This window comes from Saccharopolyspora shandongensis (assembly GCF_900106995.1).
Classification (GTDB): Bacteria; Actinomycetota; Actinomycetes; order Mycobacteriales; family Pseudonocardiaceae; genus Saccharopolyspora; species Saccharopolyspora shandongensis.
Map to the genome: position 1 here is coordinate 13946 of NZ_FNOK01000086.1, position 14432 is coordinate 28377.

Here is a 14432-nt window from a genome sequence, read left to right on the forward strand (position 1 = left end):
TTGTGGGGCTGAATGTGCGGGCAGACGGGCTACAGTGCTGGGTATGGGTGATCGCCGCGAGGCCATGCGTGCGTTGATGACGCTGTGCTCTCAGTGGGGGCACAGCTTTCCACAGATTGCCTGGGATCACGGCGAAATCCGGGCGGCGGTCGGGTCGGTGGCGCAGTGGCTGTCCGCTCGCCCGTCGTGGCTCGGCGCGGTGCCGGACGTCCCTCGCCACCGGCGGTGGCGGAAGCTGCACGACACCGGCGTCGGCGATCTCGTGGAGCATGCTACCTCGATCATGAGTACAGAGTTCGGGTTCGAACCGGTGCTGGAGCACACCATCGACACCCCGCCTGGTCCGAGGCAGTGCTCCATGTTTCTGCATCCGGACGGGGTCCTGGCGCAGCTCACCAGCGCTCTGTACCGGCAGGGCGACTGGATCGTGGACGACTTCCGAGCATGGGGCTGTGCCGAAGTGCGCGACTGGGACCTCTTCGACGCGGCCGGGCCCGCCTCTGGGGCGCTGGCATGCGACCGGGACACCACCGACTTCGTCCCGCCGCGCCTGCGCGTCGCGATCAGCCGGGCGACAGGCTCAGTCGGCCGCGGCTGGCTCGGCGTGGACGCGGCGGTCGACTGGATCACGCCCTGGCCGGAGCCGGCCGTGCGCACCTGGCTCGGACCGGACTCCCCCTGTCTCGACACGGACAGCCTCGACCGGTCTGCCCAGCTCGGATACCAGAACACCTCGGCGTTGTTGGCGCGCCTGCCCGACCATGTGCACGCCCTGCTCGGCTCGATCGCCACCCAGTCGTAGACCTCGCCGCTGCCCCGGTCGTTCTGTGGGTGAAGAGCTGTTGATCAGCATTACGGTGGCGGCATGGAGGACACGCCGCTGGAGTTTGCCGACCTGCAGATCACTGACGAATCCACAGACCAGTACGGGTGGCGGATCGTGGGGGCCGCGACCGGGGCGCACCGCTAGCGGTGGCGTTCGATCAAGCATTGAGGATCACGCTGGCAGCTACCAGTTGGCGCCGCGCCGCCGACGGGGAGACCACCGGGGATCTCGCGGTGCCGGCCACGCTGGTCATATTGGTGGCCTTGGCGCTCGTCCACGCCGCGCGCTACCCGGCAGCGCCGCCCGAAAGCCTGCGCGCACGGTGGACGGCCAGCAACGTCACAGCCCGACTTCGGGCCGCACGGGCGCAGGAGCTGCTGGCCGTGGACGCGGACGCACGGGAGGTCGCGCGCCTGCGACCACCGGCCGAGCGCTACCGCGGCCCCTCCGCTCGTCCCGCCCAGCCTCCGAGATCGGCATCGTTCCCGCTGCGATCGCTGGCCACCTCGACCGACTGCTGGACAACGCCGACGTTGGTGCCTGGCAGGAGCTCTGCCAGGATGCGCACGACGTCGTGGCGGTGTATCGCCAGCAGCATGGCGACGAGATATCCGTGCTCTCCGAAGTTATGCGCCGCTTGCGGATCCGGTTGTTCGCACTGGACCAGCCGGAGCTACCCGTCCTGGTCCCCGAAGGCGAGCCCGGCACGATCTAGCCCGCACCCCGGCGTCCGGTTTAGTCAGGGCGGGCCGCTGTACTTACAGCGCCGGGTGTAGCTGCGGCCGAGGTCGATCAGCTTCTCACCAGCTCTGGCGAGTCGGTGCCATCCCTCGGCCCGTGGGAGGAGCAAATGCTCTGGCACAAGGTTGCGATCCTCACCGGCCCTGGCGAGCCGGTGCCACGGCTGTAGTGGCCAACAACGACATGGGCGTTTTCCGGTTGCGATCATCTCCGGCCCCCTGACGAGGTTGCGATCCTCACCGGCCCTGGCGAGCCGGTGCCACCTGCTCGTCGAGCCACTTGGTCACCCACTTGATGTCGGTTGCGATCCTCACCGGCCCTGGCGGGCCGGTGCCACGAGGTCGACGTCCTCGCACCACTGCCGGTACTGCTCGTTGCGATCCTCACCGGCCCTGGTGGGCCGGTGCCACTGATCGGGTCGAGGACAGCTGCGCGGGCTTCGGCGAGGTTGCGATCCTCACCGGCCCTGGTGGGCCGGTGCCACACGGATCTGCTTCCTCCGTGACGGCGGGGAGACCGAGTTGCGATCCTCACCGGCCCTGGTGGGCCGGTGCCACGTGCTCCTGTCTCGGGACACACCTGTCCCGTAGTCGGTTGCGATCCTCACCGGCCCTGGTGGGCCGGTGCCACCCAGCTCGGTCACGTGCAATGGGTCTTTTGTGGGTGTTGCGATCCTCACCGGCCCTGGTGGGCCGGTGCCACCTTCTGCCGAGACATGCTTGCGCTGCTGATACATCTCGTTGCGATCCTCACCGGCCCTGGTGGGCCGGTGCCACCGTCGAGCAGGTGCTGACGCTGCCGCTGCGGTCGGCGTTGCGATCCTCACCGGCCCTGGTGGGCCGGTGCCACCCTGCGTGAGCAGGTGCGTGTTCTTCTTTAGTTGTTCGATGTTGCTCATCCGATGTGGATACGCCCGGGATTCGCTTCGGTGACCTCCCGCGTGTCGTAGGACGCTTGGTGTTCTGAAGCGGCTTGGTCATCAGAAAATGAGGGGCGTGTCGTGGGGTGCGGGTGGTGAGTGACCGAGGTGCTCGGCGTTGCTGAATGCCCCTGTGTGGAGTTTGTAGACGCGGATGCTGTCGTGGTCGGCGTCGATGGCGTCGAGGAGGCGTCGCTGCATGAGCATCCAGTCGACCTGCGTGCATACGATCTCGAACACTGACTTCTGCACGCGGAGCCCGTAGGCTTCGCAGATTTTGGCGACGCGGCGCAGCCGGCGCGTTCCGGCTGGGGTGGTGGTGTCGACGTCGTAGGTGATGAGTATTTCCATGTCAGCTCGCCACCCAGGGGGTGTAGGCGGCCTGGTCGCCGCGCAGGTGACGGGCGAACAGACGTGCCTGCACCATCGGCAGCAGCGCGGCCGGGATGTCTCGTTGCAGGCCGTTGTGTTTCCACAGTCGTTCTCGGGCTCGGGACCACTCGCCAAGCACGAACGCGCGGCCCTGCTCGGTGAGCGCGACTCCCCCGGCGGGATCACGTCTGGTGTGGGTGTCGGTGATGCGCTTGCGGTTGAACAGCGTCAACACCAGCCGGTCCACCAGCAGCGGCCGTAATTCTTCCATCAAGTCCAACGCCAAGGAGGGCTTGCCGGGGCGCACGCCGTGCAGGTAACCGATGAAGGGGTCGAGGCCGAGGTGTTCGAGCGCGCCAACGACGGCCACGCGCAGCATGCCGTAGCAGAAGGAGAGCACGCAGTTGAACGGATCTTCCGGCGGACGTCGCGAACGCCCCGCGGCGACACCGCGCGCCAATAGCGGCATCGCCTGGAAATAGCCGCGTGCCGCGTTGCCTTCGATGCCGAGTAGTTCGGTCAGCGACGTGCACGTGGCCACGGCGGTCAGCGCCTCACCATGGCCCTCGGCAACGGCACGGATGTCTTTCCGGCGTTTTTCTTCTGCGTCTCGTGCGATCCGCAGCAGCAGCTGCCGGTAGTTCTGCATCTTGCCCGCTACCACCGACTTTGCGATCGTCAGCCGCCTCTGCGGGTCGTCGTAGGCGCGGACCTGTTCCAGACGTAGCAGTGGGCTACCCGTTTGTGCTCCTCCCATACGGCCAAGGAACCGCCCGTTGCGGGACAGCCACGTAACCCCGCGTGCGTCTTCGGCGCAGCGCAGCAGCAACTCGTTGCTGACGTCAACGCCCTTCCACACCACCAGTTGCTCGATGCGGACCAGGGGCAGGATGTTGCGCCCCGGACGCTCCGGATGGTAGATCCGCACCGTGTCGCCTTCCAGATGCAGGCTGGTGCCTGGCGTACAGAACATGACGCGCTCAGCAGAATCACACCTGGGCGGCTACACCCTCTTCTAATTATGCGATGAGCTTAGAGAGCGCGACGCCGTTGGGGAGGTCTTCGTCGTGGGCTGCGACGGTGTAGTCGCTGAAGCTACGTGGTGGTTCGCTGCTGTCGGTCGCGCGGGCGATATGGATGCGTTCGGTGAGTTTGTGGGCCGGGGCGTTGCCGAAGGCGTTGTTGTGACTGAAGACGTACAGGCCGCGGGCGGTCATGGCGCCGCGCGTAGCGGTGCGGTCGTGGTCGAACATCATCTCGAGGGTCTGGTAGAGCAGTTCGAAGTCGCGTGTGTCGACTCCGGTTTTCGTTCCCCGCACTGCCGAGTAGGACAGTTCGGCGCGGTAGAGACCATAGGGGACGGTCCATTTGCTGCCCATTTCGGTGCTTTCGCCTTTGTCGATGTCCTCCTGGCGGGTTTGGGTCACGCGGGTGATGGCGTGGTCCATGGGGAAGATCGGGTCGACGCTGCGTGCCATGGTGACTTGGAGCGGGCCTCGGATCTGGCCGAGGGCGTTGGTTTTGCCGACGGACAGGACGGCCCCGAAGAGGCGGATGTCGGCGTAGCGGTGGCACAGCCATGAGCGAGCTTGCTCGGCCTGCTCCTTGGTGATCGTCCGCCGTCGTTTGCTGCCGGTTTCTTCGAGTTGCCAGCCGTGGACTTGGTAGGCCTCTTCCAGTCGTGTGTTCAGTGCGTGTCCGGCTTCGACGAAGATCCCGTAGCGTTCCGTGTCCTCTCCTGCTGCTAGGGGCAGCGTGTCACGGATTTTGCGTTTGACCGCAACGTCTGTGACAAGGCCGTGGCCAGATTCGTCGTCGGTGCGGGGTCTGTTACCGGCGTCGGGATCACCGTTGGGATTGCCATCGGTAACGTCGAAGAGGAACACGATGTCGTGCCGCACGGCGGGGTTGAGGTGGGGTGTGGTTTCGCTGGTCATGCGGTTGTGTCTCTTTCCCTGGTCAGGCGGGTTGTGTGCTGGTCGTTTCCCCTGGCTCGGCCGGAGGGTTCTTGTTGGAGCGGTCGGCTCGTTGGTGGTGATAGCCGAGGATGAACTGCTCCTGTTGGCGCAGATTGTTGGTCGAGGGCACGCCGTCTGTTGCTTCGAGCATGGCGTAGATGGCGGTGAGCTGGTTCTCGAAGTGAGCAGCCAATCCGTGGTGTCCACCCCGACGGAGTTTGCTGAACCACGCTTTCGCATCTAGGCGTCCGCTGACCAGAGCGGCGCGAGGGTTGCGGGCCGCTCCAGCGAAGAACCGGTCCGCGTAAGTGGTGTTCAGCCGGGGACGTTCCTCGTTGGTGCCGGCTTTCTTGTTGAGATCTGTGTTGGCGGCCTGCTGGAGCTGTGCAAGGACTGCGAACAGGCGGCCGGCGAGGTAGGCGGGTTCCTGGTAAGTGTGGTCGAGTCCTGGTGACACGGGACTGGTCTCCTCGCGGGATGCGTTGCGGTTGAGAGCAAGCCGGATCAAAGCTGCTCGGCAGTCATCGACATGCCCGTCTCGGCAGATCCGGTGGACGAGGTGCGCTCGCAGGGCTGGCGCAAGAGGGGCTTTGCGGAAGGCACTGCGCTGCAACGCACGAGCTACATAGCGTGGGCGGTCGGCGTTGCGCGCGTCAAACGGAGCGTAGCGTTGCCGTTGTGAGTCCCACCGCCCAAATACCTTGGCAAAGGATGTGATGCCGTGGACTCGCTTTCCGTCCGGCCACTGCGGCTGGATCTCGTGGTCACGGAACCAGTGTCGGATGTTGCGTTCCAAGCGGGCCAACGGCATTTCGATCCAGTCTTGGACCATGACACGTGAGCGATTTCCGCCGACGGAGATCGAGCAGAACAGACCGAGTGACTCGTCGTCGAGATGCTCTTCGAGGTCTGACTCGTCGGTGTTCCAGACGCTGTGGAGACGTGTGGTGATGGTGTCGGCATCAGGTTCGTCCAAGTGATCGGCGTGGATGTCGATGCCGGGGTTGACCAGCCACCATGTTGTTCGGCTGTCCTGCCCGGAGTGCGTGAGGATATGGCCGCTGTCCAGTACCTCGATCAGCCCTACGGGGACGGCATTGCAGCAGTAGACGCAGATCGGGACGTGAACAAGCTGTTCAGTGAGGTCGTAGCCGAAGACGGGGTTATTGATACTCACCAGGGCAGCACCGCGAGAATCCGCGCCCGGCACAAGCTTCGCTGGCAAGAAGACCGGCATTGTCTTCAACAACGGCTCGGTCTCTCCACAAACCAGGCACAGCCCGCTCTTTCCGGTTCCCTTGCGGCGGATGACTTCCGCAATCCAGAACGGCACCACCGACGACGCCTCGTATGCCGGCTGCCCGTTCACCGCGATGAGGACACGCTGCTTAGCCGTGACCTCTTCTGGCTTGCTCAGTTTACTGGGACCGCCCGAGCGATAGAACTGCGCAATGGCGTGGGCGATCTCGTCACCGGTGCCTTCTGGGCTGTCTGCCCACTGCTGGACGATCTCGAGGAAAGCCTTGTGGCATTCACGGGCTCGCTTGTCGTCTTTACCCTGGCCGGACCATCCTAGGACGTACTGGACATCATCTGCCACCAGGAATGGCTCAACACCGGAAGTGCGGACGATCGCGGGCACCTCGTGTGGGATACCGCGCCCGTTGCCGGACTCATCGGCCAACGGGGTCAACCTGGCCTCCACGAACTCCGCGTTGCGGGTGCGGATGTCCAGCTGCCAGTGGAACTCGTACACACTATGGAACGGACGACTGGTGTCGCAGTGTGTGTCGGCGTAGTCGGCAAGCCGGTTGAGCAGCATCAGCTCGTTACCTCGCCAAGTTCAGAAACGCCGACCTCCGGTACTTCCAGGACACCGTTGCGGAGCTCGGCTTCGAACCAAGTGAACGAGGGCGGGGTTGTGGCGTGGTCCACTGTGTGCAACATCCAGCCCAGGTATGAAGAGAACGGCAACGGCTCGTGGTCGGTGGGAGTGCTGAAGTAGGCAGTGAACTCACGTGTACCCAGATAGGGCTGGGCGAAGCATCGTCCGGATTCCACCCGCCGCCTGAACTGGTCACGGTAGGCGGCCGCGGGCTTGGTCGCCCGCGGGTTCAACTCGACCTGGGCGTGGATCCGGTAGCGCACGTCGCGTAGGCACACAGCATTGCGCTGGACTCTGTTCTCAACGGTGTCGACGCGGCGCTGCCCACGTGCTGCGTCGACCAATGACACCAAGTCCGTTGTTTCGTTGCGGCGCAGAGTGAACTGCTGGATGGGTTTGAGTACCTCGATGTACTCGATTCTCCAGCGTATCTCAGGTTTCCAGAAGATCGATTCCAGGACACCGACCGCCGCTGACGGGGTCATTACGGGGTAGGTCACCCGCTCGGTCTTCAGGGCAGGGTTCGTGAACAGCGCACCGTCGCCCCAAACCTCAACTACGACCGGCGTTGGCCCATTCCGTCGGGCATCCGGACTTGTTGTCGTTGTCATCAAAGAGGATGATCTTGTGCTACCTGTCGTTCCTGGGGAACTTTCAGCGACCTTCACCCAAAAGCACCACAGTACTCGGACGAAAGCCGGTCCTCAGCGTGCAGCGACACGCTCTGGACATGCCACGCACGCGCGCACGGGAGCAACTAACCATCGGCCAGACGGAAGCGAACAGGCAATCGCGGGTGACGCTGCCTGAGGGCTTTCGATAGTCGCCGGTTACCCGGTCGTGTCGTTAACAACAGGGTCGTCGTCAACACCGACCGCAGGATCGTACGGGCCCAGCCACAGGTGGAGGTCGCCGCCGAGTCGCTGCAGACGTTCCCGAGCCGACTCCGTCTTCACGGTCCAGATAGGCAGTGTCACGATCCATCCCTGCAACCAGCGCATGACGTCCGCTGGAGAAGCATCGCGATCCTCGAGCTGCTTCAGCTTGGCACGGACCTCATCAGCAGCACTGTCGGTCGCATCGACGATGACGACTGGCACGGTGTTCTGCTCGATCATCCGGAACGCCTTGGTGTGATCAGGATTGCCGTCACGGTGGCCCACATCCTTCGCCGGGCCTTCAACAACAGCACGGAAATCCAGGCGCTGGCGGTTTTGCTGGATGGTTTGCCCGGCGTTGAGGGCTCGTGCATTGCGGATGTTCGTCCTGTCCAGCCCGAGTGTGCGATACAGCTCCTCGTAGTAGGCGCTGAGCGCGGTCGTGTCGTCCGGGTCCGCCAGCCCCGGACCGAAGTAGGAACGAGTGATCGCAATCCGGGTCGTGTACTCGGGTGGCGCGTGCCCATCCGCCGGGTCGAACACGACGACACGACCCGATCCTGGTCCACCGTGCCGCCCGGCACGGCCGGCCGACTGCTGCAAGGAGTCCGCCGGCGCCATCGCCCGCCACACAACTGGGAAGCTGATGTCCACGCCGGCCTCCATGAGCTGCGTTGCCACCAGCAACACCGGCAGCCCATCCTTCAGCCGAGAGGTGACTTCGTCCAACACACGAGCGCGGTGCCGCGGATACATCCGGCTCGACAAGTGCCACACGTCCTGGCGCTTGTCACGCAACGCCCGGTACAGCCGCCGCGCGTCCTTGGTGCTGTTGACGATGACCAGGCATTGATCCAGCTCACCGACCTCGGAGGCGACCTCGGCCAGTGTCGGTTGGGGATCCAGCCGCCATTCGTAAACCACGCGCCGAGCGCGCTCGAAGAGCCCGGAAACGTCTGCGACCAGGTTCTTCGGCTCCAGTCCCAGGTTCCGCCACACAGACAGGGTCTCAAATGCCGGCTGCGTCGCCGACGTCAGCAACACCGTGGTGCCGAAGTGCTGCACCAACAGCCGAAGCCCGTCCAGGATCGGCAGCAGCAACCGCGGAGGCAACGCCTGGACCTCGTCGAGGACGAGCACCGAGTTGGCCAACCGATGCAACTTCCTCACCTGCGAAGGACTGCGTCCCAAGAGCGTCTCGAATAGCTGTACCGTCGTGGTCAGCACAAACGGCGCGTCCCAGTTCTCCGCTGCCAGTCGCGCCCACTCCGCCCGGTCGGCGTCCTCCGACTCATCGACCTGGACCTGCGAGTGATGTTCCAGAACAACCGGCTCCTCATCGTCCAGGAGCCCCCGGTAGACCTGTGCGTTCTGTTCGGTGACTGTCACCAAGGGCATCGCCACCACAATCCGGCGCTTCCCCCAGCGCGCGGCGTGATGCAGCGCGAACCCGCCTTGCGCCAGCGTCTTGCCCGATCCCGTCGGTGCTGCGAGCCGATACAGATCCGGGCGCCTCTGTGCGCCCGCGACAGCGGCCTCGTACACCTCCTGGCGCACCGCATCCATCGGCGCTGGATCGCGGTCCTTCAACAGGTCCTTGCGGCCAGCCTCGAAACGGTCGACCAATGCTGCCATGTCGACCGGGGACTCGCCGAGCGGCTTCGTGCCGGCCTTGTGTGCGGCGGTGTCCAAGCGATCGGCGTCCACCAACGCCGAGAAGGTCATGCGCAGACCCATCTCGAACAGCAACGGATCGTCCGTCCATGTGGGCGGGATCAACGACCCGCCCTCCAGCACGGCACGCGCCTCCGGAACCTCGGCAAAGAACCGCTTCGCTGCCGCAGCTTCGTCCGGCCTCGCCGGGGCACGCAGAACCTTCTTCAGCGCCTTGACACTGTCCAGACCGCGGTGATGTCCCAACACCGCCATGGCGGCCGCGCCTGCCGCATCCTTCAACAACCGCGTCCCGAGGTCCTCATGCCGACCGACCGAGCGCCCAGTGCCCTCGACCTCCCGCAGCCGACGCTGCCACTGCGGATACACCTTGCCCGCATCATGAAAAAGCCCCAACGCCCAGGCCAACTGCGAGGCACCCCACGGCTCGGCGAACCCCGCTGCCAATGCCCCCGTCGACCGAGCATGCTCCCCCAACGCATGCCAATCCCCTGCCTCGTTGCGGCTGTGAGCCACAACAACGTCCAAAGCACCTTGAGAAGCGTCGGGAAAGTCCAAGAGATCGACGCCGACAAGACCGGCGCCCTCCCCCACGACCAGCCCAGACAGCACACGACGACTCGTGACCAACACCTGACAAGACGACGAACCGGGCAGCAACGGACGCACCTGGTTCTCGGCACACGCATTGTCCAACACCACAAGAACCCGCCGCTCAGCTAGAAGGCTCCGATACAGCGCCGCCCGCTCAGCCAGATCGTCCGGCACCTCCGCCGCCGAAACCCCGAAAGCACGCAAGAACCCAGCCAACACCTCACCAGGATCCACCGGACGACCGGGACCGTAACCGCGCAAATCGACGTAAAGCTGACCGTCCGGGAACTCTGCACTCACCCGATGCGCCCAATGAACCGCAAGCGCCGTCTTACCTACACCTGCAGTTCCACACAGCAGCGTGATCGACGGTCCTACCAACGACGCGCTAGAACTCGCGGACAACCCAGCATCCAGCGCCGCGAGCTGCTCACTCCGCCCCACGAACCCACCCAGCACGGGCGGCAACTGCCGCGGAACCGGCAAGCTACGAGATGTTTGGAAGTGCACATCACCAACGATGGTGCCTGCTTGAACCACAGCACCAGCTGAACCCGACAGTTCATTCCACACTGCACCACCAACAACCCGATGGTCCGTCTCGCCTCGCATGCGTCCCCCGGCCCTCAAACCTGATCAACCAGGACCAATGACAACATATGAGGCTGGCCAGGGATACCGCTCAACGACGAGTCCCCAGCATCATCAAAATCAATTAAGCTCACCTGAAATACTCGCCAGAAGCCCTGCTCAACCAGGGTGGCGCCAGCCCGAACGGGCTGGCGAGGATCGCAACCACAACGCCAAGACCGTCTACATCCGGCACCGCGACGGTGCCGCCAGCCCGAAAGAGCTGACCAGGATCGCAACGACCCCGCCGAGGCCACCCCCAAGCCGGCGGATCTGCGTGGCGAGCCCGAAAGGGCTGGCGAGGATCGCAACCTGCGCGATCACTACGGCCAGCGGACCGGGGACGTCGGTGGCGTCAGCCCGAAAGGGCTGGCGAGGATCGCAACCGTGAATACACCTGGAGAAAGGGGGCGCACACCGAGGTGGCGCCAGCCCGAAAGGGCCGGCGAGGATCGCAACCAGGCCGATCGTTACGCCGAAGACGTGCGTCGCGCGGGTGGCGCCAGCCCGAAAGAGCTGGCGAGGATCGCAACATGCCCGGCGACGTTGCCAACCCCGACGATGTCCGGTGGCGCCAGCTCGAAAGGGCTGGCGAGAATCGCAACAGCTGGACACCTGGCGGGGGCCTGCGGCACGTAACGATGTGGCGCCAGCCCGGAAGGGCTGGCGAGGATCGCAACCCTGTCCGGAGAATCGGGCAGACCCCTCGGTCAGAAGTGGCGCCAGCCCGGAAAGGCTGGCGAGGATCGCAACGTCGGCAAGTTCAACGCCGAGGCCCGCGACGTCTTCCACGTGGCGCCAGCCCAGAAGGGCTGGCGAGGATCGCAACACGACGATGCACGCGCCAATGAAGCAGATCAGGCACACGTGGCGCCGGCCCGGACGGGCTGGCGAGGATCGCAACTTCCGCGGGTGCACGGCGGTACATCCACTGCCAAACAGCGAAGGCTCGTCATCAGGATTGACGTGGGTGACGGTCAGGCGTGCAGACCAGGAGCTAGCGCTGGTGGCGACCTCAGGACGGAGACGTACGGCGGCCGAGGACGGCTTCCTGTTCCTGAGTAAGAGGCGCAGACGCAACAACGTGTCACTGCCGTACTGGAGGAGGAGTTGCGCGGTCTTGCGCTGTGGAATCCGGTACTGGACTTGCAGCGCACGTTCGTGGAACCGGCGCTGTCATGAGGAGACGGCGTTTCAAGTAGCCGATAGGTTGGCCCGGCCGTCCGGTCCCTTCGTCCACCTGGTACCGCCTACGTGCGCGAGCCGGCGCACCTTCTAGGATCTCGCACGTGCCGTTCAGGGAACGCGTGATCAAGGAACTGTTCGGAACTGCGAGCTCGTGCGCATTACCGCAGTGCCCCGAGAAGCTCATCATCGTTGACCGCCCGCAACTGCTCGAGGATCTCCTCGGCACGCGGGTCGTAGCCGGTGGCCACGGCGGGGACCGTGTCGTCATCCAGCATCCGGAACGCCAACGACCGATCCCGCTGTGCCAGGCCGCCGTCGTAGGAACGCTCCGGGCCGTCCGTGACGGCCTCGAAGTCGAACTTCTCCCTGTTGCGCTGGATCTTCATCGCGCGTTCACCGTTGTCGGTATTGGAGCGCTGATACAGCGTGCGGTAGTACGCCGACAACGTCGGCAAGTCGTCCGGATCCACCACACCCCCGCCCCGACGCGGCCCAAAATGGGAACGTGTTGCCCCGATTCCGATGCGGTAGCCGGCGGGCGGCGTGGACATATCACAGGCGTCGAAAACCACTACCTTGCCCATTCCGGGACGGCTGCCTTCCCTGTTGGCCCGGCCGGCGGCCTGCTGCAAGCTCTCCGCCGGCGCCATCGCCCGGTACACCGCCGGGAAGTCCACGTCCACGCCCGCTTCGATGAGCTGCGTCGACACCAGCCGAACAGCACGACCCTCCTTCAACCGAGCACGGACCTCGGCCAGCACCGCGCGGCGGTGCGCCGCACACATGCGCGTCGACAAATGCCACGTGATCTCCGGGGCCTGCGCCGCCCACTGCCGATAGACGGCTCGCGCATCCGCGATCGTGTTCACCACGAGCAGAACCTGCTCGTGCTCGGCAGCAGCCGTCGCGACCTCACCCAACGTCGGCTGGGGATCCAGCCACCACTCGTACTCAACCCGCCGCATCCGCCGGAAAAGCGTGATCGGGTCGTCAACGACCTCGGTCATCTCGAGGTCTTCCCACACCCGCAAGTGCTCGAACGACGGCTGCGTCGCCGAAGTCAGCAGCACCGTCGTCCCGAACCGATCTGAGAGCCCCCGCAAGGCGTCCAGAATCGGCACCAGCACCCGCAGCGGTAATGCCTGCACCTCATCCAGAATCACCACCGCGTTGGCCAAGCGATGCACCTTGCGCATCTGCGACGGCTTGCGCCCGAACAACGAATCGAACAACTGCACCGTCGTCGTGACCACGAACGGGCTGTCCCAGTTCTCCGCCGCCGCCCGCCACCGACGCCCGTCCGGTCCCGACGCAGGCGGCGTGACCGCCGAGTGGTGCTCCAGGACATTCTCCGCACCAAGCATGTCCCGGTAGACCTGGGCGTTCTGCTCAGTAACCGTGATGAACGGCACCGCGACGATCACGCGCCGCTTGCCGTGCACAGCGGCGTGATGCAGCCCGAAACCCGCCGCGCTCAGCGTCTTACCCACCCCAGTCGGCGCCGGCATCCGGTACACACCTGGTTTCCCTGAGGCATGCCCGATCGCCGTCTGATACACCTGCTCACGGACACCATCGATCCAGCCGCCACCCTCACGGCCATCCAGCATGCGCCGCCGCTGCTGCTCGAACCGCGCACGCAACCCAGTCATATCTGCATCCGCACGAACCCGCGACCTATCTCGGCCGTCGAAATGCGCAGCGGTGTCCAGGTGATCCGCATCGACCAACGCCGAAAACGCCAGCCGCACCCCCAGCTCAGCCGTCAACCTGTCCCGCGTCCACGCTGCAGGAAGCAGCCCACCACGAGGCCGGGTAAGAATGTCTGCCGCCTCGGGTACCTCACGCAGAAAAGCCTGCTGCACGCTACTTTCCAGGTCCTCACTCGTCGCTATCAACGACCACAAGTCTGACTTCGAGGTCAACCCACCGTGATGCCCGAGGATCGCCAACGAGCCCACACCCGCCACGTCCTCCAGCCACCGAGCGCCGAACTCCTTATGAGGAACGCCCACCCGAGTATCAGTGCTCTCGGCCCGGAGCAAGTTCTCCTGCCAGCACAAGCTCGCCTTGCCCGCGTCATGGAACAGCCCCAAAGCGAACCCGAGCTCCCCCGCCCCGAACTCAGCAGCGAAACGTCGCGCCAGAGCCGCGGTCGAACGAGCATGATCCGAAAGCAAATGACGCCGGTCATCGCCATTCCGGCTATGAGCCCACATCTGAACACCCCAGAAATAACGTGGTGGCCGCGGTCGCCGGAGACCGTATCCAACGTCACCGACACACCACCACGAGTGAGCGAATACCGCGTCAAACCAGAGGTTCAGAACCCCAAGCGTTACCCGACACACCACGACGTCCCGAACCAAACCACCGGCGCGTCGATCACAAGCCAATCACGTCCTAACAGCTCGTTTCAGAATGACGTTGGTAGTTGGCGGTAGCAGATCAGGACGCATCCGAGTTGGAGGAGTCCGAGATGGATGTCGGCTCGTCGTTCGTAGCGGGTGCGGAGTCGTTTGAACTGGTGCAGCCAGGCGAAAGTGCGTTCTACGACCCACCGGACGGTGCCGAGTCCGGAGCCGTGGTCGGTGTTCTTGCGGGCGATACGCGGGACGATTCCCCGATCACGCAGGGCTTTCCGGTGGTGGTCGTAGTCGTAGCCGCGGTCGCCGTAGAGCCAGCGCGGCCGCTGCCAGGGCCGTCCGCGTTTGCCGCGGATCGTGGGCAGGGCTTCGACAAGCGGGATCAGCTGGGTGCTGTCATG

General features: G+C 64.8%; 10 protein-coding genes and 1 CRISPR repeat array. Of the genes, 1 reads left to right on the forward strand and 9 read right to left on the reverse strand.

The genetic code is table 11. From position 1 onward, the window contains the following. Window positions 1–43: 43 nt before the first annotated feature. On the forward strand, window positions 44–802 hold the full coding sequence (locus BLW84_RS43305) for a hypothetical protein (protein ID WP_093278192.1): 759 nt from the start codon (window positions 44–46) through the stop codon (window positions 800–802). Between the two features lie 457 nt (window positions 803–1259). Here the strand turns inward: BLW84_RS43305 and BLW84_RS48160 are convergent, their stop codons facing one another. From BLW84_RS48160 to BLW84_RS43345, 9 genes are all read right to left on the reverse strand, one after another. Further along, a complete protein-coding gene (locus BLW84_RS48160; RefSeq protein WP_177227024.1) occupies window positions 1260–1424 on the reverse strand; it encodes a hypothetical protein in 165 nt (54 codons plus the stop codon). 267 nt (window positions 1425–1691) lie between these two features. Beyond that, window positions 1692–2416: a CRISPR direct-repeat array (repeat unit 37 nt; unit sequence GTTGCGATCCTCACCGGCCCTGGTGGGCCGGTGCCAC). 130 nt (window positions 2417–2546) lie between these two features. Then, window positions 2547–2837: a CRISPR-associated endonuclease Cas2 gene (gene cas2 / locus BLW84_RS43310; RefSeq protein ID WP_093278194.1), complete on the reverse strand. Its 291-nt coding sequence runs from the start codon at window positions 2835–2837 to the stop codon at window positions 2547–2549. 1 nt (window position 2838) lies between these two features. Next, window positions 2839–3831: a CRISPR-associated endonuclease Cas1 gene (cas1, locus tag BLW84_RS43315; protein WP_093278196.1), complete on the reverse strand. Its 993-nt coding sequence runs from the start codon at window positions 3829–3831 to the stop codon at window positions 2839–2841. A gap of 46 nt (window positions 3832–3877) precedes the next feature. After that, window positions 3878–4795, reverse strand: coding sequence for a type I-C CRISPR-associated protein Cas7/Csd2 (gene cas7c / locus BLW84_RS43320; RefSeq protein WP_093278198.1), 918 nt, complete (start codon window positions 4793–4795; stop codon window positions 3878–3880). A gap of 22 nt (window positions 4796–4817) precedes the next feature. Next, on the reverse strand, window positions 4818–6638 hold the full coding sequence (gene cas8c, locus BLW84_RS43325; protein ID WP_093278200.1) for a type I-C CRISPR-associated protein Cas8c/Csd1: 1821 nt from the start codon (window positions 6636–6638) through the stop codon (window positions 4818–4820). Further along, window positions 6638–7312, reverse strand: coding sequence for a type I-C CRISPR-associated protein Cas5c (gene cas5c / locus BLW84_RS43330; protein WP_093278202.1), 675 nt, complete (start codon window positions 7310–7312; stop codon window positions 6638–6640). Before cas5c ends, cas8c begins: the two co-directional genes overlap by 1 nt. A gap of 219 nt (window positions 7313–7531) precedes the next feature. Then, window positions 7532–10147, reverse strand: coding sequence for a CRISPR-associated helicase Cas3' (gene cas3 / locus BLW84_RS43335; protein ID WP_218157729.1), 2616 nt, complete (start codon window positions 10145–10147; stop codon window positions 7532–7534). Between the two features lie 1676 nt (window positions 10148–11823). Further along, window positions 11824–13884, reverse strand: a complete 2061-nt coding sequence (locus BLW84_RS43340) for a CRISPR-associated helicase/endonuclease Cas3 (RefSeq protein WP_093278206.1) — start codon at window positions 13882–13884, stop codon at window positions 11824–11826. 197 nt (window positions 13885–14081) lie between these two features. Continuing rightward, window positions 14082–14432, reverse strand: a 351-nt coding sequence (locus BLW84_RS43345; protein WP_143061329.1) for a transposase, incomplete at its 5' end; no start/stop codon positions are given.